Below are 24,756 nucleotides of genomic sequence, written 5' to 3'. Positions count from 1 at the left end.
CTAATGTGAAAATGAAATAATGACCACTCTCTGGATTTTTATTGCGCTTTTTGTATTAGTCAGCCTCGCGCTGATTTGGTTTCCTCACTTCCGTCAGCGAAAAATGCTGCAGGCGGCAGAGACTGGCGTTCGTAACGAAACGAACCTCGATCTCTTTAATAATCGACTCGCTACTCTAGAAAAAGAACTCCAAGATGAGCTACTCGATCAAGATGAATTTAATGCCCTGAAGAAAGAACTTGAAATCAGCTTGCTGCAAGATATGAAGCAAGGTGAAGATGAATCTTTAGTCAATCAAGCCAAACCTAAAGGTCTATTATGGCCAGTCCTGATGTCGGTCGCAGTATTAGGCATCTCTGGTTATATGTATAGCAACTTAGGGGCATACGCTAATCTAGATCGCGCCGAACCTGCAAACCCTCATGCAGGAATGGATGCAAGCCAAATTATGGCTCAACGTATCAACATGATGGAAGCCCAATTAAAAGCAGAGCCAGACAATAGCCAGTTACTCTTTAGTTTAGGGCATACTTATATTAGTGCCAACCGTTATAATGATGCTGTTAAGGCATTTGATAAGGCAATGGAGCTTGTCGGTACCCACGCTGAATTGCTGGGGCCAAAAGCAACCGCCATGTACTATCAGGCTGATCAACGCATGACACCGGAAGTTCAAGTACTTATCGATCAAGCATTAACATTAGATCCTCAAGATCCTTCCACCCTATTACTCGTGGCAATGGATGCCTTCTTTAGTGCTAATTACAATAAGTCGATTGAAGCATGGCAAACCATTCTCGACAGTGATCGCAGTGATGTTGACCGCGGTGCCATTATTAACGCCATCGAAAGCGCCAAGATGAGAATGCAAGCTGAGACAGGCGAAATGCCAAACGATGCAACGCATCAGCAGGCAGGCATTGGCAAAACCATTAACGTCAATGTATCAATTTCTCCAGAGCTTCAAGCACAAGTCGGCAGTAGCGATATGTTGTTCATCTTCGCTCGTAATATTGAAGGCCCTAAAGTTCCGCTAGCGGCAACAAAAATATCAGCAAAGTCATTACCGATGACAATCACCTTAGATGACAGTACTGGTATGGGCGGAGACTTAAAGTTAAGTGACGTGAGCAATGTTGAAATCATTGCAGTACTGTCAAAACATGGTTCGGTTAAAGCGCAACCAGGTGATATACAAGGCCACTTACAAACCGTTGCCGTGGGATCGACAGCGACTCTGGTCCTGGATACTCAGGTGCAATAACCCTGCAAAGATACTGACCACAGTTAACACATAGAAAGCCGACCCCATTAGGTCGGCTTTTTTGTGACTAAAACTCATCAAACTTAGACAGATGATTAATTTTTGGCACAAAAAAACCGGCTCTGCGCCGGTTTTTTCATTAACGAACAAATTACTTAGACATGAACTCAATAGCGTTCTTGTAATCTTCGTCAGTACAATCTGTACACATACCACCTGGTGGCATTGCGTTTAGACCGGTTTTCACGCTACCCACTAAGGCGTCAATACCTTTAGCTAAGCGAGGTTCCCATGCAGCTGCATCGTGAGCTTTTGGTGCTCCAGCTACACCCATGCTGTGGCATACTTGGCATGCCTTGTTATAAATAGCTTCACCTTCTTGTGCAAATACGTTTGCTGACAAGGTCAATGCAGCCACTGCTGACAATGCTAACAGTTTTTTCATGTTCAGTGTTCCTAATGCAAATATTAACAAAGCTCAATGCCACCCTGACAGTACGTTGGGTAGACTTAATTTTTAGCGCCTCTAGGATACATCAAACTTCAATAAATCTCATCTTTTTGTGACTAACGTCAGAAATTCAAGTGTCACCCCACCCTATTAAGCAAACATAACTGCTACATTAGAAAAAGTTGAAAAAGTTCAATGCTAGGTGTTAAAAGGTTTCACTTTTTGGAAGCATATCAAATTGCTGACACTAAAAAGTAACCATTACTAAACCCTATTAGGGGAGTATGTTAATATCGCTTTAGATGACATATGGCTTGAGATAGAGGGTTCAGTGGTAAAAGAAAAAATAGCAACAACACTGGTATCAGCCGATAACTTAACGTGCATTAGAGAAGAGCGGATCTTATTTGATGAACTAAGTTTTCACATCCAAGCTGGCGAAATAGTTCAGATTGAAGGGCCTAATGGTGCCGGCAAAACGAGCCTATTACGAATACTCGCTGGCTTGTCCCGCCCCTACGCCGGAGAAACCCGTTATAAAGGCGAAGACATTAACCGCTGTCGTGACGAATACAATGATGACCTATTATACCTTGGTCATTTAGCAGGCGTAAAAAGTGAATTAACCGCAGAAGAAAACCTTAACTTTAATTTAAGAATCAGTGGGTATGATGATTTCAGTACCAATGACATCTTAGCTCAAGTCAATTTGTCTGGGTTTGAAGAAGCACTGGCTGGACATCTTTCAGCTGGGCAACATAGAAGAACAGCATTAGCCAGACTGTGGCATACCAATTGTAAGGTATGGCTGCTTGATGAACCATTTACTGCCATTGATAAGAAAGGCGTTGAAGAGTTGGAACACCTATTTTTACGTCATGCCCAAAACGGGGGGTGCGTCATTATGACGACCCATCAAGATATGAGTATTATAGGTGATGATATTCTGCGAAAAATTCGCCTCGATTATCGCTTTGTATAAGGTCCAGTAAATGAACAAAGGCATTAGTTTTACTCAAGCATTTTATACCCTGCTTAAGCGTGATCTGCAGATAGCCATCAGACACAAGGGAGATATTTTTAATCCACTGTTATTTTTTATCCTAGTGGTAACGCTATTTCCTCTCGGCATAGGGCCTGAACCACAAGTATTGTCGCGTGTAGCACCTGGTATCATCTGGGTTGCAGCATTGCTCGCATCAATGCTGTCGTTGGAGCGCCTTTTTAAAGCTGACTTTGTCGACGGTAGTCTTGAGCAGATGTTATTAAGTCCACAGCCACTGTCACTAATGGTATTAGCCAAAGTATTAGCCCATTGGATATTAACCGGCGTCCCCTTAATTTTAGTTGCGCCATTACTAGCCGTGTTATTACATCTTGAAGAGAATAGCTATGGCGCCCTGATGGCAACCCTAGCTCTCGGCACCCCCGTACTGAGCTTACTGGGCGCTATCGGGGTAGCATTAACTGTAGGATTACGTAAAGGCGGTGTATTACTCAGCTTATTGATTCTACCGTTATACATTCCGGTATTGATTTTCGCGACCAGCGCTATCGATGCCGCAGGATTAAACCTACCCTATAGTGGCCATCTCGCGATTATCGGCGCGATGTTGGTCGGTTCGTTAATTTTAGCACCTTTTGCAATAGGCGCTTCACTAAGAGTGAGTACTAACTAATATGTGGAAATGGCTACATTCATACGCAGATCCTCAACGTGCATATAATCTCTCGGGTACACTGCTGCCTTGGTTTGCCACGTTGGCAATAGCCTTTATTGGTGTAGGTTCGATTTGGGGACTTCTTTTTGCACCAGTTGATTACCAGCAAGGTGACAGTTATCGCATTATCTTTATCCATGTACCTGCAGCATCGATGTCGATGTCTGCCTATATGGCCATGGCAACATCAGCCTTTATCGGTTTGGTATGGCAAATCAAATCAGCTGATTGGGCCGCCGCGGCCATTGCTCCTATTGGTGCCGTCGTTACCTTTATCGCATTGATCACGGGAGCAGCTTGGGGCAAGCCTATGTGGGGAACGTGGTGGGTATGGGATGCAAGATTGACATCAGAGCTAGTGCTTCTGTTCCTCTATTTAGGTGTGATCTCTTTATATGCCTCTTTCGAAGATAAAGTACTTGCAGCAAGGGCTGCGGGTATCTTAGCAATCGTTGGCGTGATTAATATCCCAATCATCAAGTACTCGGTTGAATGGTGGAACTCACTACATCAACCAGCAACAATTAAGATTACCGAGAAGTCTTCAATGGCGCCTGAGATGCTTTATCCATTACTGATAAATATCTTAGGATTTGGTTTAATGATTGGTGCAATCACTTTAGTTCGTTTTAGGGCTGAAATCTTAGCCAGAAATGGGATGCGTCCATGGGTACGGGAACTCGCTAAGGCTGAAGGAGTCAAATAATGCAATTCGATTCATTAACAGATTTTTTTAATATGGGTGGCTATGCTTTTTATGTGTGGCTATCTTATGGAATAACGGTCTTCTCGTTAGCAACCTTGATTTTTTTCAGTGTACGTCAAAAACGTAAGATCCTCATTGAAATATCAAAGAAGATGCAGCGTGAGGAACGCCTCAAAGCAAACCGGAGTACTCAATAGTGAACGCCAGACGTAAGAAGAGACTTGCACTTGCAACTGCTTTAATCGGTGGAGTTGCCGCCATAGCATCGCTGTTACTATATGCGTTGAATTCGAACCTAAACCTATTTTATACCCCTACTGAAATTGTACAGGGTAAAAAAGATACCGGAGTGAAACCAGAAGTAGGTCAACGTATTCGCGTTGGTGGCATGGTTACCGTCGGCTCGATGATACGTGATCCTGATAGCCTACACGTAGAATTTGCAGTACATGATTCGCTCGGTGGTGAGGTTATCGTAACCTACGACGATCTTCTACCCGATCTGTTTCGTGAAGGCCAAGGTATCGTTGCTCAAGGTGTATTAGTTGACAGCGGTAAACTCGAAGCAACCGAAGTGTTAGCTAAGCATGATGAGAACTACATGCCGCCCGAAGTCGCCGAAGCAATGGGGCAGACACACGAAAAACTTGAATATGGTAGCGAGCAAAAATCCAGTTACTAATTAATGATATTTAAAGGCCTCATTTGAGGCCTTTTTTATTGCCTATTTTTTAACATCAAAGCAGTAACTATAAAGGCTATTTCCATAAGGATATAATACATGCGTATGGTGTTGGCTCTACTACTCATAGTAAGCCGGCCACTCAACGCTGCTAACATCATGCTCATCCACCGTTATCATAGGAGTAACCTTTGGACAAGCAATTACAGCATGGGTATTAAGAGCGACTAAACAAAAATGACCATATAACTGACTTCTATCTAGATGCTAAACGTACTCCCCCCGCAACCTATTCAGCACAATCAGACAAAGCCTGGAAGCTCTATCTATCGACCAAGCCTGACTTGGTAGTGCTTGCCGACGATATTGCAATTTCATTGCTTAGCAAGCGACTGAGTGAAACCAGAACACCTTTGGTATTTCTTGGGTTAAATGCTAACCCAAGAGAATACCAACTCCACGGTTATAAAAACTTTACTGGAGTATTAGAGCATCCATTATTCAAGCGTTCCTTATTGTTTGTTGATTTGCTACTCCCCGATAAAAAAGAGAAAAAATTACTCATCTTATCGGATACCAGCCCAACCTCAATAGCAGCCTTGGATCCCATCAACCACAATAAACAAACGATTATGATTGGCAATATTCAGTTAGATTCAGCCTTCGTTACCAACGAGATTCATTGAAAACAGACTGTCAGTAACGCCAAGAATGATGGCTATGATGCACTGTTCATCGCCCTCTATCACACCTTGACCAATAATTTGGCCAAAATAGCAACGCAGACAAAATACTAGCTTGGACAGCTGCTCATTCGCCTATTCCACATTTTGGGTTTTGGGAATTTAGTGTCAATAAATATGCCAATATCGGTGGTTACATACTTAATGGAAATGAACATGAAAAACTTGCAAGGAGACTCATTACACAAATACTCTTAGGAACCAGCCCAAGTGATCTTCCTTATGTCAGCGATCGCCAAGGTCAATTTATATTTAGTCGTTCGGGAATGAAGAAATGGCATTTATCTTTGCCAGAAAACCTTAAAAAGGAAGCTCGCTGGGTTGATTAACCGGCTAATACGGATATAGCTTGAATTCATACCGATACTGCCACGCATGAATATCGACTTGAAGCTTGCACCACTTAACTCTTATTTATCTGGCATTAGTATTACTGCAACCAAGTCATCACAGTCCCCCCTCCCTAGCCTAATAGTTATTCAACACTATCTTCAGGTTGGTATTATCACGGGATTGAAATCATATAACTGTGAAGTCATTGACTAGTAAAAATAAAACCAATATTGATAAATAACAAGGCTAACCCGCCTAATGACTGGAAAACGAAAGCGGATATCTAGGATCGTATAAATTTTTGACATAAAAAAGCCGGGCATTAGCCCGGCTTTTTAACAATTAATCCAAGTGTTACTCAGCAGCGTCTTCAACAGCTTCAGCAGCTTCTGGACGACCTACTAGTTCAATATACGCCATAGGCGCTTTATCACCAGTACGTAGACCGCACTTTAGGATACGGGTATATCCACCAGGACGTTCCTGGTAGCGTGGACCCAACTCATTGAATAACTTACCAACGACTTCAGCGTCGCGAGTACGAGCAAACGCCAAACGACGATTTGCAACGCTATCACTCTTAGCAAGTGTTATTAGAGGTTCAACTACGCGACGCAGTTCTTTCGCTTTAGCTACAGTAGTCTTAATCACTTCGTGACGGACTAATGAGCTTGCCATGTTGCGAAACATAGCTTGGCGATGACTGCTGTTACGGTTTAGTTGACGACCACTCTTACGATGGCGCATGACCTAATCCTTATTACCTAAATCTGTACAAACGTAGACTTATAGGTCGTCTGCTAAACTAGCTGGAGGCCAGTTTTCTAGACGCATACCTAATGATAGTCCGCGAGAAGCCAACACATCCTTAATTTCAGTAAGAGATTTCTTACCCAAGTTAGGAGTTTTAAGTAGCTCAACCTCAGTACGCTGTACCAGATCTCCGATGTAATGAATCGCTTCGGCTTTCAAACAGTTAGCCGAACGTACAGTTAGCTCTAGATCGTCGACAGGACGCAACAGAATTGGGTCGAACTCTGGTTTCTCTTCTTTCTGCTCTGGCTCAGTGACATCACGTAGTTCAACAAACGCATCTAGCTGTTCGGCTAAGATGGTCGCAGAACGACGAATTGCTTCCTCAGGATCGATAGTACCATTAGTGGTCATATCAATAACGAGTTTGTCTAAGTCAGTACGCTGTTCAACACGTGCTGCTTCAACATTGTAAGCAATACGCGCGACAGGTGAGAAAGATGAATCCACTAACAAGCGACCGATTGGGCGATCGTCGTCTTCGGTTTGTGCTCTAGCCGAAGCTGGAACATAACCGCGACCACGCTCAACACGGATACGCATGCTGATATCGTTGTTACCAGTCAAATGACAGATAACATGATCAGGATTCATAATAGTAACATCACCATCGTGCGTGATATCTGCTGCGGTAACAGGGCCTGCGCCTGACTTGCTTAAAGTAAGCATAGCCTCGTCTTTACCCTCGATAACCACTGCTAAACCTTTAAGGTTTAATAGGATCTCTAGGATATCCTCTTGTACGCCTTCCTTGCTGCTGTATTCGTGCAGTACACCATCAATCTCGACTTCGGTAACCGCGCAGCCGGGCATAGACGACAATAGGATACGACGCAACGCGTTACCTAAAGTATGACCAAAACCACGCTCAAGCGGTTCGAGTGTAACCTTGGCACGTGTTGGGTTAACCTGCTCGATATCAACGAGACGCGGTTTAAGAAATTCTGTAACAGAACCCTGCATTGTGTCCTCTCTTGTTTATTAGCTTTACTTAGAGTAAAGCTCGACGATCAGCTGTTCGTTAATTTCAGCAGATAAATCGCTACGCTCCGGTAGACGCTTAAAAGCACCTTCCATCTTAGTAGTATCTACTTCAACCCATGTTGGCTTTTCGCGCTGAGCAGCAACTTCTAAAGCAGCTTTAATACGAGCTTGCTTCTGAGACTTCTCACGAACGCTAATTACATCATTCGCAGACACTTTAAATGATGGAATGTTAACAACGCGGCCGTTGACCATAATTGACTTATGGCTAACTAGCTGACGTGATTCAGCACGTGTAGCACCGAAACCCATACGATAAACAACGTTATCTAAACGAGTTTCCAAAAGGGTCAGTAGGTTTTCACCTGTGTTGCCTTTTATACGTGCAGCATCTTTGTAGTAGTTACGGAATTGCTTTTCAAGCACACCATAAGTACGACGAACTTTTTGTTTTTCGCGTAACTGAACGCCATACTCAGACAAACGAGCCTTACGAGCGCCGTGTTGTCCAGGTGCAGCTTCAAGCTTACACTTCGAATCAATTGCTCTCACACCGCTTTTTAAGAAAAGGTCTGTACCTTCTCGGCGGCTGAGCTTGAGCTTTGGACCCAAGTATCTTGCCATGTTCTTTCTCCAACTATCCTATTAAAAACGGGCGATTAAACGCGACGCTTCTTAGGAGGACGACAACCATTATGAGGGATCGGCGTCACATCGGTAATGTTGGTTATTTTATAACCAACCGCGTTCAGCGCTCGAATAGCTGATTCACGACCTGGACCTGGACCCTTCACAAAAACTTCAAGGTTTTTAACACCGTAGTCCTGAGCAGCGACACCTGCACGCTCAGCAGCAACCTGTGCAGCAAACGGGGTAGATTTACGTGAACCACGGAAACCTGAACCACCAGATGTTGCCCAAGATAGTGCATTACCTTGACGATCTGTAATGGTAATAATTGTGTTGTTGAAAGATGCATGGATATGAGCCATGCCATCAGCAACCTGTTTACGTACGCGCTTGCGCGTTGAACGTGACGGAACTTTAGCCATATTGGTTTACCTTCCCGTTACTTTCTAATTGGCTTACGTGGACCCTTACGCGTACGCGCATTGGTCTTAGTACGTTGCCCACGAAGGGGCAGGCTACGACGGTGGCGAAGACCACGATAACAACCAAGGTCCATTAGACGCTTGATGTTCATGGATACTTCACGACGTAAGTCACCTTCTACAATGTATTTAGCAACTTCTTCGCGTAGTGTGTCTATTTGAGCTTCGCTCAATTCCTTGATCTTAGCATCTTCAGCAATTGAAGTCGCCGCGCAGATTTGTTGTGCGCGAGTAAGTCCAATACCATAGATAGCAGTCAATGCAATGACTGTATGCTTTTGATCAGGAATGTTAATGCCAGCGATACGGGCCACTATGCACTCCTCATAAGTTAAAGGCCATCTGTGAAAAGCCCGGTAGGATACTCGACAGATGACGATTTTGCAAATAATATTTTGACCAGCTCAATATTTGAGCTGGTCAAAAGTTTTTAGCCTTGACGCTGTTTGTGTTTTGGTTCAACACAGATAACGCGTACAACGCCGCTACGCTTGACGATCTTGCAGTTACGGCAGATCTTCTTCACGGAAGCTCGAACTTTCATTTCATCACTCCGTAAAGCTACTTAGCGTCCAAAGCGATCTAAGTTCGCTTTGTTAACTAGGTTAGCTTTCTTCATCACAGACTCATACTGATGAGACATCATATGGGTCTGAACCTGAGCCATGAAGTCCATGATCACGACTACCATAATTAGTAGTGAGGTACCGCCAAAATAGAACTGTACCTTCCACGCAATTAACATGAACTCCGGAATTAAACAGATAAAGGTAATATATAATGCGCCAGCTAATGTTAGGCGAGTCATTACTTTATCTATATAACGCGAAGTCTGTTCTCCAGGACGGATCCCGGGAATAAACGCACCACTCTTCTTCAAGTTATCCGCAGTTTCTCGTGGGTTAAACACCAACGCAGTATAGAAGAAACAGAAGAAGATAATTGCTGTTGCGTATAATAATGAGTAAAGCGGCTGACCTGGTGATACAGCAAGTGAAAAATCACTTAACCAAGACAAACCTTCATTTTGTCCAAACCACTGAGCCAGTGTGCCTGGGAACAATATGATGCTTGACGCAAAAATTGGTGGAATCACACCCGCCATATTAACCTTAAGCGGTAAGTGAGTACTCTGCGCGGCAAACACCTTACGGCCCTGCTGACGCTTAGCATAGTTAACAACGATACGACGTTGTCCACGCTCAACAAACACAACAAAATAGGTTACAGCAAATACAATTACCGCAATCAACAATAATACTAGTACGTTCAAGTCGCCTTGACGCGCCTGCTCAGCCGTTTGGCCGATAGCAGATGGTAGACCAGCAACAATACCTGCGAAAATAAGAATCGAGATACCGTTACCTATGCCTCTTTCAGTAATTTGTTCACCTAGCCACATTAGGAACATTGTTCCTGTCACTAAGCTTACAACTGCAACAAAGTAGAAACCAAAGCCAAGATTTACAACTAAACCTGGGACTAAGTTTGGTAACCCTGTTGCGATACCGATTGCTTGGAATGTACCCAAGACCAAGGTGCCATATCGTGTATATTGACTGATCTTTTTACGCCCAGATTCGCCTTCCTTTTTGAGTTCGGCAAGTGCTGGATGTACAACAGTCAATAGTTGCATGATAATCGATGCCGAAATGTACGGCATGATACCTAATGCAAAGATAGAAGCACGTTCAAGGGCACCACCAGAGAACATGTTAAACATGCCTAGGATGGTCCCCTTCTGCTGATTAAACAGCTCTGCTAATACAGCTGCGTCAATACCAGGAATTGGTACGAACGAACCGGCTCTAAAGACGATAATCGCACCAATCACGAACAGGAGGCGAGTCTTCAATTCAGAAAATCCACCTTTCGCGCTTTTTAAATCAAGTCCTGGTTTTGCCATCGACGTATTATTCCTCGATCTTTCCGCCGGCAGCTTCAATAGCTGCACGAGCACCTTTAGTTACCTTAAGACCTTTAACGGTCACAGGGCGTTCAATGGTACCTGAAAGAACGACTTTAGCAAACTGTATGTTGCGAGTAACGAGATTCGCATCTTTCAGTGCATTCAAGTCGACAACATCACCGTTAACTTTAGCTAGTTCGCTGATACGAATTTCGGCAGAAACCAACGCTTTACGCGAGGTGAAACCAAACTTCGGCAAACGAATCTTAAGTGGCATTTGACCACCTTCGAAACCGACGCGAACGCCGCCGCCTGAACGAGACTTCTGACCTTTGTGACCGCGACCAGCAGTCTTACCTAAGCCAGAACCGATACCGCGACCTACACGCTTAGCTGCTGATTTAGCACCTGCAGCAGGTGATAGAGTATTTAGACGCATCTTATACTTCCTCCACCGAAACCATGTAGTAAACCTTGTTAATCATACCGCGAATTGAAGGAGTATCTTCAACTTCAACAGTGTGATTAATACGGCGTAGACCTAGACCAGTCAAAGTGGCACGATGCTTTGGCAAACGTCCAATTGAACTTTTAGTCTGAGTCACTTTTAAAGTTTTAGTAGCCATGGTGCTTAACCTCGAATTTCATCAACATTCAGGCCACGCTTGGCTGCGATTTGAGCTGGTGACTTCATGTGCACCAACGCATCTACAGTTGCGCGAACGATGTTGATCGGGTTAGTAGAACCGTATGCTTTTGACAGAACGTTATGAACGCCTGCTACTTCCAATACGGCGCGCATAGCACCACCGGCAATAATACCAGTACCTTCAGAAGCTGGTTGCATGTAAACACGCGAACCAGTGTGACGGCCCTTAACAGGGTGGTGCAAAGTACCATTTACAAGTTCAACAGAAACAATGTTACGGCGAGCCTTTTCCATTGCTTTCTGAATTGCTGCAGGTACTTCACGCGCTTTACCATAGCCATAGCCGACTTTACCGTTACCATCACCCACTACAGTTAGTGCAGTGAAGCTAAAGATACGTCCGCCTTTAACTACTTTAGAAACACGATTTACTGCAACCAATTTCTCTTGCAGATCATCTTTTTGTTGTTGAGCTTCAAATTTAGCCATTTTTAATCATTCCTTAGAACTGTAGGCCAGCTTCACGAGCTGCGTCTGCTAATGCAGCAACGCGTCCGTGATACTTAAAGCCGGAACGATCGAATGCAACTACAGTTACGCCTTTTTCGATAGCACGCTCTGCAACGGTTTTACCCACTACTTTTGCTGCATCAACGTTACCTGTGTATTTAAGCTGCTCTGATACCGCTTTCTCAGCAGTAGAAGCTGCCGCCACAACTTGCGCGTTGGCATCAATAACCTGTGCGTACGTGTGACGTGGTGTACGATGTACAACCAGACGGTTAACGCCCAGCTCTTGGATCTTCTTACGGGCGCGAGTAGCGCGGCGTAAGCGAGATGTTTTCTTATCCATATCGCGTTACCTACTTCTTCTTAGCCTCTTTACGGCGTACTTGTTCATCAGCATAACGAACACCTTTACCTTTATAAGGTTCTGGTGGACGGTAGCCACGAATCTCTGCAGCAACTTGGCCAATCAACTGCTTATCAGTACCTTTCAGTACGATTTCAGTTTGACTTGGGCACTCTGCAGTTACGCCGTCAGGAAGCTGGTGTACTAGAGGGTGAGAGAAACCTAGAGTCAAGTCGATACCGTTACCAGCAATTTTTGCACGGTAACCAACACCTACTAGAGTCAGTTTTCTTTCGAATCCTTCGTGAACACCAACAACCATGTTGTTGATTAGAGCTCGAGCAGTACCAGCTTGTGCAGCGGTTTTAGCGCCTTCAACTGGTGAACACTTAACTTCATTGTTTTCTACAACAACAGAAACATCAGCGTTAATTACTCGAGTCAAACTACCTTTAGAACCTTTTACGGTGATAGTTTGTTCGTTTAAAGTCACTTCTACGCCTGCAGGAATAGCGACTGGTGCTTTTGCGACACGAGACATTGCTAGCTCCTTATGCTACGTAGCAGATAACTTCCCCACCCATGCCATTTTGGCGGGCAGTACGATCAGTCATCAAACCTTTAGAAGTGGACACGATTGCGACACCCAGTCCGCCCATCACCTTTGGAAGTTCGTTTTTACCTTTGTAAATACGAAGACCAGGACGACTTACGCGCTGGATAGTCTCAACGACTGGTTGGCCTTGGAAATACTTTAAAGTGATTTCTAAAACCGGCTTAGCTTCGCCTGCTACGGCGTAGTCAGCAATATAACCTTCTTCTTTAAGCGTCTGTGCAATAGCAACTTTTAGCTTATTAGAAGGCATAGATACTGATACTTTGTTAGCAGCTTGGCCGTTACGAATGCGAGTTAACATATCCGCAATTGGATCTTGCATGCTCATATTAGCTTACTCCGTGACAAGTATTACCAGCTGGCCTTACGCAGGCCAGGAACTTCACCACGCATGGTAGCTTCACGCAATTTAATACGGCTTAAGCCGAACTTGCGTAGGAAACCATGTGGGCGACCAGTTTGACTACAACGATTGCGCTGACGCGCAGAACTTGAGTCACGTGGTAGGCCTTGCAGCTTAAGAACTGCATCCCAACGATCTTCATCAGAAGTAGTTGGACTGCTAATGATAGCCTTAAGAGCTAGACGCTGTTCAGCATACTTAGCCACGAGCTTGGCACGTTTTGCTTCACGTGCTTTCATTGAACTTTTTGCCATTTCGCTACCCTTATTTCTTGAATGGGAAGTTAAAGGCGTCTAGTAAAGCACGGCCTTCTTCGTCATTCTTCGCAGTAGTAGTGATAACAATATCCATACCACGGATTTTATCGATTTTATCGTACTCGATTTCCGGGAAGATAATTTGCTCACGTACACCCATTGCGTAGTTACCGCGTCCGTCGAACGACTTAGCGCTCAAACCACGGAAGTCACGGATACGCGGGATTGCGATATCAACTAAACGCTCAAGGAACTCCCACATGCGTTCGCCACGCAGAGTTACCTTACAGCCGATCGGGTAGCCATCACGGATTTTAAAACCAGCAACTGATTTACGAGCAACAGTTACTACTGGCTTTTGACCAGCAATAGCAGTCATGTCACGAAGCGCATGCTCCATAACTTTCTTATCTGCTACAGCTTCGCCAACACCCATATTAAGGGTGATTTTCTCAATCCGAGGGACTTGCATGACACTGGTATAACCGAACTTCTTTGCAAGTTCAGCGACAACAGTCTCTTTATATTTATCATGCAGTTTCGCCATCGTTTACTCCAATTACTTAACGAGTTCACTGTTCGACTTAAAGAAACGGACTTTTTGACCGTCTTCAAATCGGAAACCAACGCGATCAGCTTTGCCAGTGGCAGAGTTGAAAATCGCTACATTTGATGCTTGTATTGGTGCTTCTTTCTCAACAATACCACCAGTCACACCCATTTGTGGGTTAGGCTTCTGGTGCTTCTTGACAAGATTGATGCCTTCTACAATTAATTTACCAGTTGGCAAAACTCGAGAAACCTTACCGCGTTTACCCTTGTCTTTACCTGCTAGTACAATTACTTCGTCTTCACGACGGATTTTAGCTGCCATTTTGAAGCTCCTTACAGTACTTCTGGTGCCAGAGAAACAATTTTCATAAATTGTTCGGTACGCAATTCACGCGTCACTGGTCCAAAGATACGAGTACCAATCGGTGCTAGGTTTGCGTTAAGCAATACCGCTGCATTCCGATCGAAGCGAATGACAGAACCATCTGGACGACGAACGCCTTTCTTAGTACGGACTACCACCGCGTTATACACATCACCTTTCTTCGCTTTACCGCGAGGAATTGCTTCTTTTACAGAAACCTTGATGACGTCGCCGATACCGGCATAACGACGATGAGAGCCACCCAAGACCTTAATACACTGAACTCTACGAGCGCCGCTATTACAGGCGACTTCTAGAGTCGATTGCATTTGGATCATTTTAAGTGCTCCGCTATCGTTACTTCACAAATCCCACATTTGGGGCATATTTTAACCAATTTAGACGACATTATTGTCTAAAAAGGCGCGCAAGTATAACACCCAAAAATAGGAATAGATAGTACTAAAAATAAAAACGGCCCCAGTTGAAGGAGCCGTTTCACTAATACCTAAATAAATTAGGCTTTCGTTACTACTTCAACCAGAGTCCAAGACTTAGTCTTAGACAGCGGACGGCATTCGCGAATAGTCACGATATCGCCAGCATTACACTGATTTGTTTCGTCATGTGCATGAATCTTAGTAGTACGCTTGATAAACTTCCCATATAAAGGATGTTTAACCATACGCTCAATAGCGACAGTGATAGACTTGTCCATCTTGTTGCTAATTACTCGACCCTGCATAGTACGGATTTTATCAGTCATTATGCACCCGCCTTAGAAGTAATAATGGTCTTAACGCGCGCAATGTTACGACGCACGATTTTAAGCTGATGAGTTTGAGTCAACTGACCAGTGGCGTGTTGCATACGCAGATTAAACTGCTCACGCAGCAGACCAAGCAGTTCAGCGTTCAATTCTTCAACGCTCTTCTGTGTTAGTTCGCTCGCTTTCATTACATCACCGTCTTAGTTACGAAGGTAGTCTTAATCGGAAGCTTGGCCGCAGCTAAAGCAAACGCTTCACGCGCTAGAACTTCAGATACACCATTCATCTCGTAAAGAACCTTACCAGGTTGAATCTGGCAAACCCAGTATTCAACGTTACCCTTACCTTTACCCATACGCACTTCAAGAGGCTTAGAGGTAATTGGCTTGTCAGGGAAAACGCGAATCCAAATTTGACCTTGACGTTTAATGTGACGTGTCATCGCACGACGCGCAGATTCGATTTGACGAGCAGTAAGACGACCACGTCCAACAGCTTTCAGACCGAATTCACCGAAGCTAACTTCAGTGCCGTTCGCTAGACCGCGGTTACGGCCTTTGAACATTTTACGAAACTTCATTCGTTTTGGTTGCAGCATTGCCAGCTCTCCTATTTACCGCGAGGCTTACGCTTCGGCTGCTGTTTCGGCTCTTCATGCGCAGGAACAACGCCATCTAGGACTTCACCTTTGAAGACCCAAACTTTAACGCCGATCACACCGTATTGAGTGTGACTTTCTGCAGTAGAGTAGTCGATATCAGCACGCAGTGTATGTAGAGGCACACGACCTTCACGATACCACTCCGAACGCGCAATCTCAGCACCGCCTAGACGGCCGCTCACTTCAACTTTGATACCTTTGGCACCAAGACGCATTGCATTTTGTACTGCGCGCTTCATCGCACGACGGAACATAACACGACGCTCTAGCTGTGAAGCGATGCCTTCGGCAACAAGCTTCGCATCTAGCTCAGGCTTACGGATCTCAGCGATGTTGATTTGAGCTGGAATACCAGTCAACTTGGCAACTTCGTTGCGTAGTTTTTCAACGTCTTCGCCTTTCTTACCAATCACAACACCTGGACGGGCAGTGTGAATAGTAACACGAACACTCTTAGCTGGACGCTCGATAACAATCTTAGAAACTGAGGCTTGCTTAAGTTTCTTTTCTAGAAACTTACGCACTTCCCAGTCGCTGCTCAAGTTATTGGCATAATCTGATTTATCAGCGTACCAAGTCGAGATCCAAGGCTTAGTGATACCCAGACGGATACCATTAGGATGTACTTTCTGTCCCATTGCTAACTCCTAGCGATCTGATACAACCACAGTGATGTGGCTGGTACGCTTGATTATACGATCAGCACGGCCTTTAGCACGTGGCATGATACGCTTCATTGTTGGACCTTCGTCTACAAAGACTTTTCCAACTTTCAGCTCGTCAATGTCAGCACCTTCATTGTGCTCAGCATTAGCGATAGCAGAATCAAGTACTTTTTTGACAAGTACAGCTGCTTTCTTAGGGCTGAAAGTTAAAATTTCGAGAGCCTTAGCAACAGGCAGTCCACGGATTTGATCTGCAACCAAACGACACTTTTGAGGCGACGTACGGGCAAAACGATGTTTAGCTAAAACTTCCATCTTGAGTCTCCCGTATTAACGCTTCTTCGCTTTCTTATCAGCAGCATGGCCGCGATAAGTGCGAGTTGGTGAAAATTCACCAAGCTTGTGGCCGATCATTTCGTCAGTTACGAACACAGGTACGTGCTGACGACCATTATGGACAGCGATGGTCAACCCAATCATGTTAGGGATGATCATAGAGCGGCGAGACCAAGTCTTAATAGGCTTTTTGTCACCCGCTTCCATCGCTTTCTCTACCTTCTTCAGCAAGTGTAGGTCAATGAATGGACCTTTCTTGAGAGAACGTGGCATGGCGAATCCTCTTACTTTTTGTTACGACGACGTACAATGTACTTGTCGGTGCGTTTATTACTACGGGTCTTATAACCCTTAGTTGGGACACCCCATGGAGAAACCGGATGACGGCCACCAGAAGTACGGCCTTCACCACCACCATGTGGATGGTCTACAGGGTTCATTGCAACACCACGCACTGTTGGGCGTACGCCTCTCCAGCGCTTAGCACCTGCTTTACCTAACTGGCGTAGCATGTGTTCGGCATTACCAACTTCACCTAATGTCGCGCGGCAATCTACAGGTACTTTACGCATTTCGCCAGAGCGAAGACGTAGAGTAGCGTAAGCGCCATCACGAGCAACAACTTGCACATAAGTACCTGCTGAACGAGCGATTTGAGCACCTTTACCAGGCTTCATTTCGACTGCGTGAACAACACTACCTACTGGGATGTTGCGTAATGGCAAAGCGTTACCCGCTTTGATTTCTGCATCGATACCTGACTGGATCTTATCTCCAGCTTGCATGCCTTTAGCAGCAAGGATATAACGACGCTCACCATCAGCATACAAAACAAGTGCGATGTTAGCTGTACGGTTTGGATCATATTCCAAACGTTCAACTTTTGCAGGGATACCGTCTTTGTTGCGCTTGAAGTCAACAATACGGTAATGCTGCTTATGTCCACCACCTACGTGACGAACAGTGATGCGACCAGTATTGTTACGGCCACCACTTTTAGACTTTTTCGCCAACAAGCCAGCAAAAGGTTTACCCTTGTGCAGATCGCTGTTTACCACTTTAACTACGTGGCGACGACCAGCAGAGGTTGGCTTACACTTAATAACTGCCATGATAATTCTCCTTTGCTTACTCAGCGCCGACGAAATCGATATCAGCACCAGCAGCTAAAGTCACATAGGCTTTTTTCCAATCGCTACGACGGCCAGTACGGGCACCGTGACGCTTAGTTTTACCTTTGTTAACCAAAGTGCGAACTGAATCTACTTCAACTTCGAACAACTTAGCTACTGCAGCTTTAACTTCAGCTTTAGTCGCATCGATAGCCACACGGAAAACAACCGTGTTGTTATTTTCAGCGCATACAGTACTCTTTTCAGAGATGTGTGGCGCTAGAATAACTTTTAGCAAACGTTCTTCGCTTATCATCCCAGCATCTCCTCGATTTGCTTAATAGCATCGGCAGTAACTAGTACTTTGTTGAACGCGATTAGGCTAACTGGGTCGATACCAGCAACGTCACGAACGTCAACTTTGTATAGGTTGCGTGCAGCTAAGAACAAGTTCTCGTCAATTTCTGGAGTAACAATTAAAACGTCTTCCAGGTTCATTTCTGCCAATTTAGCTTTCAGCTCTTTAGTTTTAGGAGCTTCAACACCAAATGACTCAACGACAACAAGGCGATCTTGACGTACTAATTCAGACAGAATGCTCTTAAGCGCTCCGCGGTACATCTTCTTGTTAACTTTTTGGCTGTGATCTTGTGCTTTAGCAGCGAATGTTACGCCACCGCCACGCCAGATTGGACCTTTAACGGTACCGGCACGTGCACGGCCTGTACCTTTTTGGCGCCATGGCTTTTTGCCAGAGCCAGTTACTTCTGCGCGAGTCTTTTGAGCACGAGTGCCCTGACGCGCGTTTGCAGCGTATGCTACAACTACCTGATGAACCAGTGCTTCATTAAAGTCACGGCCGAAGGTAGTTTCGGAAACTTCAAGAGCACTCTGTGCGTCTTTCAATACCAATTCCATTACTATCTCCTCAGACCTAAGCTTTAACGGCAGGCTTGATGATCAGGTCGCCATTAGTAGCGCCTGGAACTGCACCCTTAACCAATAGCAAGTTACGTTCAACATCTACACGTACAACGTCTAGATTTTGAGTAGTAACACGCTCGGCACCCATGTGGCCTGACATTTTCTTACCTTTGAAAACGCGACCAGGTGTTTGGTTTTGACCGATAGAACCGTTAGCTCTATGTGCCAATGAGTTACCATGTGTTGCATCTTGGGTACGGAAATTCCAACGCTTAATACCGCCTTGGAAACCTTTACCTTTTGATTGACCAGTAACATCAACTTTCGCTACGTCAGCGAAGATATCAACATTAAGCTCGGCACCAACTTCAATGCCTTCGCCTTCACCATCTGCCAAACGCACTTCCCACAAACCACGACCGGCTTCAACGCCTGCCTTAGCAAAGTGACCTGCTTCTGGTTTAGTGATGCGATTAGCTTTTTTGGTACCAGTAGTAACTTGAAGTGCACGGTAGCCGTCTGTTTCTAAAGTTTTCACTTGAGCAACGCGGTTAGCTGCAATTTCAATTACTGTTACAGGTATTGACGCACCATCTTCAGTGAAGATGCGAGTCATACCTACTTTACGACCGATAAGACCGATAGCCATCTCTCAAACCTCTTCTAAGGATCTCAATTAACCTAAGCTAATTTGAACGTCAACACCTGCCGCAAGATCTAGACGCATCAATGCATCTACAGTCTTCTCAGTCGGCTCTACGATGTCAACAAGACGCTTATGAGTACGAAGTTCGTACTGATCACGCGCATCTTTATTAACGTGTGGAGAGATCAAAACGGTATAACGCTCTTTGCGCGTTGGTAGTGGAATTGGACCACGTACCTGGGCGCCTGTGCGCTTAGCAGTTTCAACGATTTCCGCAGTAGACTGATCGATCAGACGATGATCAAATCCTTTTAAGCGGATACGGATTCTTTGGTTCTGCATTGACCAGAGCTCCTAAAATGGACACATAAAAAATCACCCTCTAGCTTCTTCCTTACTGGAAAAGCAGAGCGAGATGATTTAACCGTTCGACTCCAAATCGGAGTCGCTGTATTATTTTACGTCGGCTTCTAGAACCGACAATTTACCCGCCTAATGGTTAAGGCGAGAGGGGGTATTATACTGATCTGCACATAGAGATCAACCCCGTTGAATGAATTAACACCACATTGGCAGTAACTCTCAAACGTGGCCGTTATTATACCCATCCACATCCAGAAAGCTAGTCTTTGTATCTATACAAAATTACCAATAAAAAAGGCAGCCTAAGCTGCCTTTTTCAGTATTGTGTTAAGACACTTTGCGATTAAGCAATGATCTTAGCTACAACACCAGCACCAACTGTACGGCCACCTTCACGGATTGCGAAGCGTAAACCTTCGTCCATCGCGATTGGGCAGATTAGTGTTACTGTCATCTGTACGTTATCACCAGGCATTACCATCTCTACGCCTTCTGGCAACTCGATAGTACCGGTTACGTCTGTTGTACGGAAGTAGAACTGTGGACGGTAACCTTTGAAGAATGGAGTGTGACGTCCGCCTTCTTCTTTTGACAGAACATAGATTTCTGACTGGAATGTTGTGTGTGGAGTGATTGAACCAGGCTTAGCCAATACTTGACCACGCTCAACTTCGTCACGCTTAGTACCACGTAGTAGTACACCACAGTTCTCGCCTGCACGACCTTCGTCAAGCAGTTTACGGAACATTTCAACACCAGTACAAGTGGTCTTAGTAGTATCGCGAATACCAACGATTTCTACTTCTTCACCTACTTTGATGACACCGCGCTCTACACGACCAGTTACAACAGTACCACGGCCAGCAATTGAGAATACGTCTTCGATTGGAAGAATGAATGCACCGTCAATTGCACGCTCTGGCTCTGGAATATAAGTATCTAGTGCTTCTGCAAGCTCAATGATCTTAGCTTCCCACTCTGGCTCGCCTTCTAGGGCTTTAAGCGCAGAACCTTGGATAACTGGTAGGTCATCACCTGGGAAGTCATATTCAGATAGAAGTTCACGAACTTCCATTTCTACTAGCTCTAGAAGCTCTTCGTCATCAACCATGTCACACTTGTTCATGAATACGATGATGAAAGGTACGCCAACCTGACGTGAAAGCAGGATGTGCTCACGAGTCTGTGGCATTGGACCATCTGTAGAAGCTACTACTAGGATCGCGCCGTCCATTTGGGCAGCACCAGTGATCATGTTTTTAACATAATCCGCGTGACCTGGGCAGTCTACGTGTGCGTAGTGACGTGATGGAGTGTCATATTCGATGTGAGAAGTATTAATTGTAATACCGCGCTCACGCTCTTCTGGAGCGTTATCGATTTGTGCGAAGTTACGAGCTTCACCGCCGTATGTCTTAGTTAATACAGCAGAGATTGCTGCAGTAAGAGTAGTTTTACCATGGTCAACGTGACCGATGGTGCCAACGTTAACATGGGGTTTACTACGTTCAAATTTTTCTTTAGCCACGATATATTCCTTTCTTTTCAGAAAATGCCCAGCGTTGCTGAGCAATAGCATTCAATATGAGTTATAGACTAGTTTGCGGTTATCCGCGCGAGTCTACAACAGATTTTGCGACATTTTGCGGTGCATCAGAGTACTTCAAAAACTCCATAGAGTATGAAGCGCGCCCCTGGGTTGCACTACGCAAATCTGTTGCGTAACCAAACATTTCAGATAGAGGTACTACAGCATGAATAAGTTTAACGCCGCCAATGCCGTCGTCCATTCCTTCAATCATGCCACGTCGTCTATTCAAGTCACCTACTACATCGCCCATATAGTCTTCAGGAGTGGTTACTTCGACCTTCATACAAGGTTCGAGTAACACTGGGTCAGCTTCTAGAGCGCCCTTCTTGAAAGCCATTGAACCAGCGACTTTGAACGCCATCTCGTTTGAATCGACATCATGGTATGAGCCGTCAAACAAAGTGACTTTGACATCCAACACAGGGAAGCCAGCGACAACGCCGTTCTTCATCTGCTCTTGGATACCTTTATCTACTGCAGGGATGTATTCTTTTGGAATAACACCACCAACAATCTCGTTGACAAATTCATAGCCAAAACCTTCTTCTTGCGGTTCTAACTTTAACCAAACGTGACCAAATTGTCCTCGACCACCTGATTGGCGCACGAACTTGCCTTCAACTTCTACACTCGAGCGAATAGTTTCACGATACGCTACTTGTGGTTTACCCACATTGCATTGAACATTAAATTCGCGACGCATACGGTCAACAATAATGTCCAAGTGTAACTCACCCATACCGGAGATCAGTATTTGACCAGACTCTTCGTTAGTCTCAACGCGAAATGATGGGTCTTCTGCAGCAAGTTTTTGCAATGCAATAGCCATCTTTTCTTGGTCGGCTTGGGATCTTGGCTCCACAGCAATCGTGATTACGGGCTCAGGAAACTCCATACGTTCGAGTATAACTTTATGGTCAGCATCACAGAGCGTGTCACCAGTGGTGACATCTTTAAGACCTATAGCTGCGGCGATGTCACCAGCGCGCACTTCTTTGATCTCGTTACGATCGTTTGCATGCATCTGCACCATACGACCGATACGCTCACGTTTTTGCTTAACCGAGTTATACACACCAGAACCGGTTTCCAATACACCAGAATAAACACGTATAAAGGTTAAGGTTCCGACGAATGGGTCTGTTGCAATTTTAAATGCTAGCGCAGAGAAAGGCGCATTGTCGTCCGCAGGACGCTCAACCTCTTGCTCTTTGTCGTCAATTCCCTTAATAGGCGGAACTTCGACAGGCGACGGTAAATAATCCACAACAGCATCGAGTACCGCTTGCACACCTTTGTTCTTAAATGCAGAACCACAAGTAGCAAGTACGATCTCATTAGCGAGAGTTCGTTTACGTAATGCGGCTTTAATCTCTGCTTCTGATAACTCACCACCTTCTAGGTACTTGTCCATCAGTTCGTCAGAGGCCTCAGCAGCACTCTCAACGAGATATTCACGCATTTCAGCCGCTTTATCAGCGAGCTCTGCAGGAATATCTTCATAAGTGAAGGTCATACCTTGATCAGCTTCATTCCAGTTAATGGCTTTCATCTTGATCAGGTCGACGACCCCTTTAAACTCTTCTTCTGCACCAATACTCATTTGGATTGGTACACAAGTCGCTCCCAGACGGGTACGTATCTGTTTAACTACACGTTCAAAATCCGCACCAGAGCGATCCATCTTATTGACGAATACAATTCTAGGAACGTGATACTTGTCCGCTTGGCGCCAAACAGTTTCTGACTGAGGTTCAACACCCGATGCGCCACAGAATACGACAACAGCGCCATCTAGAACACGCAGCGAGCGCTCAACTTCAATAGTGAAGTCAACGTGGCCAGGAGTGTCAATAATGTTGATACGGTGCTCAGCGAACTGTGCTTCCATACCGCGCCAGAACGTCGTAGTTGCAGCTGAGGTGATAGTGATACCACGCTCTTGCTCCTGTTCCATCCAGTCCATAGTGGCTGCGCCATCATGGACTTCACCGAGTTTATGAGACATACCAGTGAAGAACAGTACTCGTTCTGTAGTTGTGGTCTTTCCTGCGTCAACGTGAGCACAAATACCAATATTACGGTAGCGCTCAATAGGAGTTGTACGAGCCACGATTAAACCCTCTTTACCCAGGCAAATACCTGGGTCATGTAAAACGTGGTGCAGACAATAGCCTGCACCAAAAGATTACCAGCGGTAATGAGCAAACGCTTTGTTCGCTTCTGCCATACGATGCACGTCTTCGCGCTTCTTAACAGCAGTTCCTTTATTTTCAGAAGCATCTAGCATTTCACCAGCTAGACGTAGAGCCATAGATTTTTCACCACGCTTACGTGCAGCTTCAACCAACCAGCGCATCGCTAGTGCGTTACGACGCACTGGACGAACTTCACATGGTACCTGGTAAGTAGAACCACCAACGCGACGAGATTTAACCTCGACTGTTGGACGGACGTTATCCAGGGCTGCTTCAAGGATAGTTAGATGCTCTTCGCCTTTCTTTTCAGCAACAACATCTAATGCCTTGTAAATAATTTTTTCTGCAGTCGACTTTTTGCCGTCCTGCATAATGACGTTGATGAACTTAGCCAACAACTCACTATGAAATTTTGGATCTGGTAGGATTTTACGTTGTCCTACAACGCGACGTCTTGGCATAACAATTTCTCCGTATGCTTCAGGGACCCCAAAACTGGAATCTCAATATGTCTCTAGCTTGGCCTTACTTAACGGAAAACGTTAAGACTTAGGACGCTTAGCTCCGTACTTAGAACGTCCTTGACGACGCTCACTAACACCAGCACAGTCTAATGCGCCACGTACAGTGTGATAACGAACACCTGGTAAGTCTTTTACACGACCGCCACGGATCAGAATCACGCTGTGTTCCTGCAGGTTGTGGCCTTCACCGCCGATGTACGAAGTGACTTCGAACCCGTTAGTTAGACGCACACGAGCTACTTTACGTAGTGCAGAGTTAGGTTTTTTTGGTGTGGTTGTGTATACGCGAGTACAAACACCACGTTTTTGTGGACACGCATTCAACGCTGGCACAGCAGTCTTGATGACTTTTGGCGAGCGAGGCTTACGTACCAACTGGTTTACAGTTGCCATGTATAGCTCCGAATCAGTTGATAAACTCAACAGTAAGGTGTGAAAAATCTATATCCCACAGGTGTGGGACGCGAAATTTTAGAAAGGTAATCAGTTCCTGTCAAGAAATAGCCAACTTTTTACCCAATTTAAGTAAAAAAAAGGCACCCTAGGTGCCTTTTT

Annotated in this window: 40 protein-coding genes; 7 read left to right on the top strand and 33 right to left on the bottom strand. The window is 45.0% G+C overall.

What is annotated here, in order from left to right; genetic code table 11:
- Nucleotides 1-19: 19 nt before the first annotated feature.
- Nucleotides 20-1,264: a c-type cytochrome biogenesis protein CcmI gene (gene ccmI / locus AC5YBX_RS00870; RefSeq protein ID WP_475515516.1), complete on the top strand. Its 1,245-nt coding sequence runs from the start codon at nt 20-22 to the stop codon at nt 1,262-1,264.
- 151 nt (nt 1,265-1,415) lie between these two features.
- On the opposite strand, the gene AC5YBX_RS00865 is transcribed toward ccmI, so the two are convergent.
- Nucleotides 1,416-1,709: a c-type cytochrome gene (locus AC5YBX_RS00865; RefSeq protein WP_475515515.1), complete on the bottom strand. Its 294-nt coding sequence runs from the start codon at nt 1,707-1,709 to the stop codon at nt 1,416-1,418.
- A gap of 337 nt (nt 1,710-2,046) precedes the next feature.
- On the opposite strand from AC5YBX_RS00865, the gene ccmA reads away from it, so the two are divergent.
- From ccmA to AC5YBX_RS00835, 6 genes are all read left to right on the top strand, one after another.
- Nucleotides 2,047-2,697, top strand: a complete 651-nt coding sequence (ccmA, locus tag AC5YBX_RS00860; protein WP_494520344.1) for a cytochrome c biogenesis heme-transporting ATPase CcmA — start codon at nt 2,047-2,049, stop codon at nt 2,695-2,697.
- 10 nt (nt 2,698-2,707) lie between these two features.
- Nucleotides 2,708-3,394, top strand: a complete 687-nt coding sequence (gene ccmB, locus AC5YBX_RS00855) for a heme exporter protein CcmB (protein WP_494520345.1) — start codon at nt 2,708-2,710, stop codon at nt 3,392-3,394.
- Between the two features lies 1 nt (nt 3,395).
- Nucleotides 3,396-4,142 carry a heme ABC transporter permease gene (locus AC5YBX_RS00850; RefSeq protein WP_475515513.1) on the top strand — a complete coding sequence of 249 codons (747 nt, stop codon included), beginning with the start codon at nt 3,396-3,398 and terminating at the stop codon, nt 4,140-4,142.
- Entirely contained in the window at nt 4,142-4,339 is a 198-nt protein-coding gene (gene ccmD / locus AC5YBX_RS00845) for a heme exporter protein CcmD (RefSeq protein WP_494520346.1), read from the top strand. Before AC5YBX_RS00850 ends, ccmD begins: the two co-directional genes overlap by 1 nt.
- The gene (gene ccmE, locus AC5YBX_RS00840) at nt 4,339-4,824 is read left to right on the top strand and encodes a cytochrome c maturation protein CcmE (RefSeq protein ID WP_494520347.1); all 486 of its coding nucleotides are present in this window, start codon (nt 4,339-4,341) and stop codon (nt 4,822-4,824) included. The genes ccmD and ccmE overlap by 1 nt, the downstream gene beginning before the upstream one ends.
- A gap of 350 nt (nt 4,825-5,174) precedes the next feature.
- Nucleotides 5,175-5,510 (top strand): hypothetical protein, encoded by a 336-nt coding sequence (locus AC5YBX_RS00835; RefSeq protein WP_494520348.1) that lies wholly within the window; start codon nt 5,175-5,177, stop codon nt 5,508-5,510.
- 744 nt (nt 5,511-6,254) lie between these two features.
- Here AC5YBX_RS00835 and rplQ read toward each other — a convergent pair.
- The 32 genes from rplQ to rpsL all read right to left on the bottom strand — a co-directional run bounded on the left by rplQ (nt 6,255) and on the right by rpsL (nt 24,594).
- Nucleotides 6,255-6,647 carry a 50S ribosomal protein L17 gene (gene rplQ / locus AC5YBX_RS00830; protein ID WP_220062695.1) on the bottom strand — a complete coding sequence of 131 codons (393 nt, stop codon included), beginning with the start codon at nt 6,645-6,647 and terminating at the stop codon, nt 6,255-6,257.
- A 39-nt stretch (nt 6,648-6,686) separates the two neighbouring features.
- Nucleotides 6,687-7,676, bottom strand: coding sequence for a DNA-directed RNA polymerase subunit alpha (locus AC5YBX_RS00825; RefSeq protein WP_011863990.1), 990 nt, complete (start codon nt 7,674-7,676; stop codon nt 6,687-6,689).
- Between the two features lie 24 nt (nt 7,677-7,700).
- Nucleotides 7,701-8,321: a 30S ribosomal protein S4 gene (gene rpsD / locus AC5YBX_RS00820; protein WP_110456970.1), complete on the bottom strand. Its 621-nt coding sequence runs from the start codon at nt 8,319-8,321 to the stop codon at nt 7,701-7,703.
- Nucleotides 8,322-8,356: 35 nt separating this feature from the next.
- The gene (gene rpsK, locus AC5YBX_RS00815; RefSeq protein WP_011863988.1) at nt 8,357-8,749 is read right to left on the bottom strand and encodes a 30S ribosomal protein S11; all 393 of its coding nucleotides are present in this window, start codon (nt 8,747-8,749) and stop codon (nt 8,357-8,359) included.
- Nucleotides 8,750-8,766: 17 nt separating this feature from the next.
- A complete protein-coding gene (gene rpsM / locus AC5YBX_RS00810) occupies nt 8,767-9,123 on the bottom strand; it encodes a 30S ribosomal protein S13 (protein ID WP_494520349.1) in 357 nt (118 codons plus the stop codon).
- A gap of 116 nt (nt 9,124-9,239) precedes the next feature.
- A complete protein-coding gene (gene rpmJ / locus AC5YBX_RS00805) occupies nt 9,240-9,353 on the bottom strand; it encodes a 50S ribosomal protein L36 (protein WP_006083579.1) in 114 nt (37 codons plus the stop codon).
- A 21-nt stretch (nt 9,354-9,374) separates the two neighbouring features.
- Nucleotides 9,375-10,715 (bottom strand): preprotein translocase subunit SecY, encoded by a 1,341-nt coding sequence (secY, locus tag AC5YBX_RS00800; RefSeq protein WP_028764666.1) that lies wholly within the window; start codon nt 10,713-10,715, stop codon nt 9,375-9,377.
- A 7-nt stretch (nt 10,716-10,722) separates the two neighbouring features.
- Nucleotides 10,723-11,157 (bottom strand): 50S ribosomal protein L15, encoded by a 435-nt coding sequence (gene rplO / locus AC5YBX_RS00795; protein WP_110456973.1) that lies wholly within the window; start codon nt 11,155-11,157, stop codon nt 10,723-10,725.
- 1 nt (nt 11,158) lies between these two features.
- The gene (rpmD, locus tag AC5YBX_RS00790) at nt 11,159-11,344 is read right to left on the bottom strand and encodes a 50S ribosomal protein L30 (protein ID WP_028764668.1); all 186 of its coding nucleotides are present in this window, start codon (nt 11,342-11,344) and stop codon (nt 11,159-11,161) included.
- A 5-nt stretch (nt 11,345-11,349) separates the two neighbouring features.
- The gene (gene rpsE, locus AC5YBX_RS00785; protein ID WP_028764669.1) at nt 11,350-11,856 is read right to left on the bottom strand and encodes a 30S ribosomal protein S5; all 507 of its coding nucleotides are present in this window, start codon (nt 11,854-11,856) and stop codon (nt 11,350-11,352) included.
- A gap of 13 nt (nt 11,857-11,869) precedes the next feature.
- The gene (rplR, locus tag AC5YBX_RS00780) at nt 11,870-12,220 is read right to left on the bottom strand and encodes a 50S ribosomal protein L18 (protein ID WP_028764670.1); all 351 of its coding nucleotides are present in this window, start codon (nt 12,218-12,220) and stop codon (nt 11,870-11,872) included.
- A gap of 10 nt (nt 12,221-12,230) precedes the next feature.
- Nucleotides 12,231-12,761, bottom strand: a complete 531-nt coding sequence (gene rplF / locus AC5YBX_RS00775; RefSeq protein ID WP_494520350.1) for a 50S ribosomal protein L6 — start codon at nt 12,759-12,761, stop codon at nt 12,231-12,233.
- A 10-nt stretch (nt 12,762-12,771) separates the two neighbouring features.
- On the bottom strand, nt 12,772-13,164 hold the full coding sequence (gene rpsH / locus AC5YBX_RS00770) for a 30S ribosomal protein S8 (protein ID WP_110456976.1): 393 nt from the start codon (nt 13,162-13,164) through the stop codon (nt 12,772-12,774).
- A 23-nt stretch (nt 13,165-13,187) separates the two neighbouring features.
- Entirely contained in the window at nt 13,188-13,493 is a 306-nt protein-coding gene (rpsN, locus tag AC5YBX_RS00765; RefSeq protein ID WP_110456977.1) for a 30S ribosomal protein S14, read from the bottom strand.
- Nucleotides 13,494-13,503: 10 nt separating this feature from the next.
- Nucleotides 13,504-14,043 (bottom strand): 50S ribosomal protein L5, encoded by a 540-nt coding sequence (gene rplE, locus AC5YBX_RS00760; RefSeq protein ID WP_110456978.1) that lies wholly within the window; start codon nt 14,041-14,043, stop codon nt 13,504-13,506.
- Nucleotides 14,044-14,055: 12 nt separating this feature from the next.
- Complete coding sequence (gene rplX, locus AC5YBX_RS00755; RefSeq protein WP_475515507.1) at nt 14,056-14,370, bottom strand: 50S ribosomal protein L24; 315 nt, start codon at nt 14,368-14,370, stop codon at nt 14,056-14,058.
- An 11-nt stretch (nt 14,371-14,381) separates the two neighbouring features.
- The gene (gene rplN / locus AC5YBX_RS00750) at nt 14,382-14,750 is read right to left on the bottom strand and encodes a 50S ribosomal protein L14 (RefSeq protein ID WP_011863976.1); all 369 of its coding nucleotides are present in this window, start codon (nt 14,748-14,750) and stop codon (nt 14,382-14,384) included.
- Nucleotides 14,751-14,929: 179 nt separating this feature from the next.
- Nucleotides 14,930-15,178 (bottom strand): 30S ribosomal protein S17, encoded by a 249-nt coding sequence (gene rpsQ, locus AC5YBX_RS00745; protein WP_110456980.1) that lies wholly within the window; start codon nt 15,176-15,178, stop codon nt 14,930-14,932.
- Nucleotides 15,178-15,369 (bottom strand): 50S ribosomal protein L29, encoded by a 192-nt coding sequence (rpmC, locus tag AC5YBX_RS00740; protein ID WP_011863974.1) that lies wholly within the window; start codon nt 15,367-15,369, stop codon nt 15,178-15,180. The genes rpsQ and rpmC overlap by 1 nt, the downstream gene beginning before the upstream one ends.
- Nucleotides 15,369-15,779, bottom strand: coding sequence for a 50S ribosomal protein L16 (rplP, locus tag AC5YBX_RS00735; protein WP_494520351.1), 411 nt, complete (start codon nt 15,777-15,779; stop codon nt 15,369-15,371). The genes rpmC and rplP overlap by 1 nt, the downstream gene beginning before the upstream one ends.
- Nucleotides 15,780-15,790: 11 nt before the next feature.
- The gene (gene rpsC, locus AC5YBX_RS00730; protein WP_110456982.1) at nt 15,791-16,480 is read right to left on the bottom strand and encodes a 30S ribosomal protein S3; all 690 of its coding nucleotides are present in this window, start codon (nt 16,478-16,480) and stop codon (nt 15,791-15,793) included.
- 9 nt (nt 16,481-16,489) lie between these two features.
- Nucleotides 16,490-16,822, bottom strand: coding sequence for a 50S ribosomal protein L22 (gene rplV / locus AC5YBX_RS00725; RefSeq protein WP_011863971.1), 333 nt, complete (start codon nt 16,820-16,822; stop codon nt 16,490-16,492).
- Between the two features lie 15 nt (nt 16,823-16,837).
- Nucleotides 16,838-17,116 (bottom strand): 30S ribosomal protein S19, encoded by a 279-nt coding sequence (rpsS, locus tag AC5YBX_RS00720; protein WP_006083596.1) that lies wholly within the window; start codon nt 17,114-17,116, stop codon nt 16,838-16,840.
- Between the two features lie 11 nt (nt 17,117-17,127).
- Nucleotides 17,128-17,955 carry a 50S ribosomal protein L2 gene (rplB, locus tag AC5YBX_RS00715; RefSeq protein ID WP_028764679.1) on the bottom strand — a complete coding sequence of 276 codons (828 nt, stop codon included), beginning with the start codon at nt 17,953-17,955 and terminating at the stop codon, nt 17,128-17,130.
- 16 nt (nt 17,956-17,971) lie between these two features.
- Complete coding sequence (gene rplW, locus AC5YBX_RS00710) at nt 17,972-18,271, bottom strand: 50S ribosomal protein L23 (protein WP_011863968.1); 300 nt, start codon at nt 18,269-18,271, stop codon at nt 17,972-17,974.
- Nucleotides 18,268-18,873, bottom strand: coding sequence for a 50S ribosomal protein L4 (rplD, locus tag AC5YBX_RS00705; RefSeq protein ID WP_110456983.1), 606 nt, complete (start codon nt 18,871-18,873; stop codon nt 18,268-18,270). The genes rplW and rplD overlap by 4 nt, the downstream gene beginning before the upstream one ends.
- A gap of 16 nt (nt 18,874-18,889) precedes the next feature.
- Nucleotides 18,890-19,528 (bottom strand): 50S ribosomal protein L3, encoded by a 639-nt coding sequence (gene rplC / locus AC5YBX_RS00700; protein WP_110456984.1) that lies wholly within the window; start codon nt 19,526-19,528, stop codon nt 18,890-18,892.
- 27 nt (nt 19,529-19,555) lie between these two features.
- Nucleotides 19,556-19,867 carry a 30S ribosomal protein S10 gene (gene rpsJ, locus AC5YBX_RS00695; protein WP_011070616.1) on the bottom strand — a complete coding sequence of 104 codons (312 nt, stop codon included), beginning with the start codon at nt 19,865-19,867 and terminating at the stop codon, nt 19,556-19,558.
- A gap of 364 nt (nt 19,868-20,231) precedes the next feature.
- Nucleotides 20,232-21,416 (bottom strand): elongation factor Tu, encoded by a 1,185-nt coding sequence (gene tuf, locus AC5YBX_RS00690; protein WP_494520352.1) that lies wholly within the window; start codon nt 21,414-21,416, stop codon nt 20,232-20,234.
- 79 nt (nt 21,417-21,495) lie between these two features.
- Nucleotides 21,496-23,592 (bottom strand): elongation factor G, encoded by a 2,097-nt coding sequence (gene fusA / locus AC5YBX_RS00685; RefSeq protein WP_494520353.1) that lies wholly within the window; start codon nt 23,590-23,592, stop codon nt 21,496-21,498.
- Nucleotides 23,593-23,667: 75 nt separating this feature from the next.
- On the bottom strand, nt 23,668-24,138 hold the full coding sequence (gene rpsG / locus AC5YBX_RS00680; protein WP_110456990.1) for a 30S ribosomal protein S7: 471 nt from the start codon (nt 24,136-24,138) through the stop codon (nt 23,668-23,670).
- Nucleotides 24,139-24,219: 81 nt separating this feature from the next.
- Nucleotides 24,220-24,594: a 30S ribosomal protein S12 gene (gene rpsL / locus AC5YBX_RS00675; RefSeq protein ID WP_069670836.1), complete on the bottom strand. Its 375-nt coding sequence runs from the start codon at nt 24,592-24,594 to the stop codon at nt 24,220-24,222.
- Nucleotides 24,595-24,756: the final 162 nt, after the last annotated feature.

The organism is Shewanella sp. 492 (assembly GCF_059338445.1).
This window is presented reverse-complemented; position numbering and strand designations above follow the sequence as displayed.

Excerpts from the sequence above, each read along its gene's own strand:
- rpmD (WP_028764668.1), bottom strand. The coding sequence starts at position 11,344 with ATGGCTACTAAAACTTTAAAAGTGACTCAGACTAAAAGTTCAATTGGA.
- ccmB (WP_494520345.1), top strand. The coding sequence starts at position 2,708 with ATGAACAAAGGCATTAGTTTTACTCAAGCATTTTATACCCTGCTTAAG.
- rpsC (WP_110456982.1), bottom strand. The coding sequence starts at position 16,480 with ATGGGACAGAAAGTACATCCTAATGGTATCCGTCTGGGTATCACTAAG.
- rpmJ (WP_006083579.1), bottom strand. The coding sequence starts at position 9,353 with ATGAAAGTTCGAGCTTCCGTGAAGAAGATCTGCCGTAACTGCAAGATC.
- rplO (WP_110456973.1), bottom strand. The coding sequence starts at position 11,157 with ATGCGTCTAAATACTCTATCACCTGCTGCAGGTGCTAAATCAGCAGCT.
- rplF (WP_494520350.1), bottom strand. The coding sequence starts at position 12,761 with ATGTCTCGTGTCGCAAAAGCACCAGTCGCTATTCCTGCAGGCGTAGAA.
- rpsK (WP_011863988.1), bottom strand. The coding sequence starts at position 8,749 with ATGGCTAAAGTTCCGTCACGTTCAACGCGCAAGCGCGTACGTAAACAG.
- rplW (WP_011863968.1), bottom strand. The coding sequence starts at position 18,271 with ATGATAAGCGAAGAACGTTTGCTAAAAGTTATTCTAGCGCCACACATC.
- AC5YBX_RS00865 (WP_475515515.1), bottom strand. The coding sequence starts at position 1,709 with ATGAAAAAACTGTTAGCATTGTCAGCAGTGGCTGCATTGACCTTGTCA.
- rpsH (WP_110456976.1), bottom strand. The coding sequence starts at position 13,164 with ATGAGCATGCAAGATCCAATTGCGGATATGTTAACTCGCATTCGTAAC.
- rpsN (WP_110456977.1), bottom strand. The coding sequence starts at position 13,493 with ATGGCAAAAAGTTCAATGAAAGCACGTGAAGCAAAACGTGCCAAGCTC.
- rpsS (WP_006083596.1), bottom strand. The coding sequence starts at position 17,116 with ATGCCACGTTCTCTCAAGAAAGGTCCATTCATTGACCTACACTTGCTG.
- rplC (WP_110456984.1), bottom strand. The coding sequence starts at position 19,528 with ATGGCTATCGGTCTTATCGGTCGTAAAGTAGGTATGACTCGCATCTTC.
- rpsQ (WP_110456980.1), bottom strand. The coding sequence starts at position 15,178 with ATGACTGATAAAATCCGTACTATGCAGGGTCGAGTAATTAGCAACAAG.
- ccmI (WP_475515516.1), top strand. The coding sequence starts at position 20 with ATGACCACTCTCTGGATTTTTATTGCGCTTTTTGTATTAGTCAGCCTC.
- rplQ (WP_220062695.1), bottom strand. The coding sequence starts at position 6,647 with ATGCGCCATCGTAAGAGTGGTCGTCAACTAAACCGTAACAGCAGTCAT.
- rpsL (WP_069670836.1), bottom strand. The coding sequence starts at position 24,594 with ATGGCAACTGTAAACCAGTTGGTACGTAAGCCTCGCTCGCCAAAAGTC.
- rplD (WP_110456983.1), bottom strand. The coding sequence starts at position 18,873 with ATGGAATTGGTATTGAAAGACGCACAGAGTGCTCTTGAAGTTTCCGAA.
- rplN (WP_011863976.1), bottom strand. The coding sequence starts at position 14,750 with ATGATCCAAATGCAATCGACTCTAGAAGTCGCCTGTAATAGCGGCGCT.
- AC5YBX_RS00825 (WP_011863990.1), bottom strand. The coding sequence starts at position 7,676 with ATGCAGGGTTCTGTTACAGAATTTCTTAAACCGCGTCTCGTTGATATC.
- rpsE (WP_028764669.1), bottom strand. The coding sequence starts at position 11,856 with ATGGCTAAATTTGAAGCTCAACAACAAAAAGATGATCTGCAAGAGAAA.
- rpsJ (WP_011070616.1), bottom strand. The coding sequence starts at position 19,867 with ATGCAGAACCAAAGAATCCGTATCCGCTTAAAAGGATTTGATCATCGT.
- rplR (WP_028764670.1), bottom strand. The coding sequence starts at position 12,220 with ATGGATAAGAAAACATCTCGCTTACGCCGCGCTACTCGCGCCCGTAAG.
- ccmD (WP_494520346.1), top strand. The coding sequence starts at position 4,142 with ATGCAATTCGATTCATTAACAGATTTTTTTAATATGGGTGGCTATGCT.
- rpmC (WP_011863974.1), bottom strand. The coding sequence starts at position 15,369 with ATGAAAGCGAGCGAACTAACACAGAAGAGCGTTGAAGAATTGAACGCT.
- rplP (WP_494520351.1), bottom strand. The coding sequence starts at position 15,779 with ATGCTGCAACCAAAACGAATGAAGTTTCGTAAAATGTTCAAAGGCCGT.
- rplX (WP_475515507.1), bottom strand. The coding sequence starts at position 14,370 with ATGGCAGCTAAAATCCGTCGTGAAGACGAAGTAATTGTACTAGCAGGT.
- rpsD (WP_110456970.1), bottom strand. The coding sequence starts at position 8,321 with ATGGCAAGATACTTGGGTCCAAAGCTCAAGCTCAGCCGCCGAGAAGGT.
- rplV (WP_011863971.1), bottom strand. The coding sequence starts at position 16,822 with ATGGAAGTTTTAGCTAAACATCGTTTTGCCCGTACGTCGCCTCAAAAG.
- rplE (WP_110456978.1), bottom strand. The coding sequence starts at position 14,043 with ATGGCGAAACTGCATGATAAATATAAAGAGACTGTTGTCGCTGAACTT.
- rplB (WP_028764679.1), bottom strand. The coding sequence starts at position 17,955 with ATGGCAGTTATTAAGTGTAAGCCAACCTCTGCTGGTCGTCGCCACGTA.
- rpsG (WP_110456990.1), bottom strand. The coding sequence starts at position 24,138 with ATGCCAAGACGTCGCGTTGTAGGACAACGTAAAATCCTACCAGATCCA.
- secY (WP_028764666.1), bottom strand. The coding sequence starts at position 10,715 with ATGGCAAAACCAGGACTTGATTTAAAAAGCGCGAAAGGTGGATTTTCT.
- AC5YBX_RS00850 (WP_475515513.1), top strand. The coding sequence starts at position 3,396 with ATGTGGAAATGGCTACATTCATACGCAGATCCTCAACGTGCATATAAT.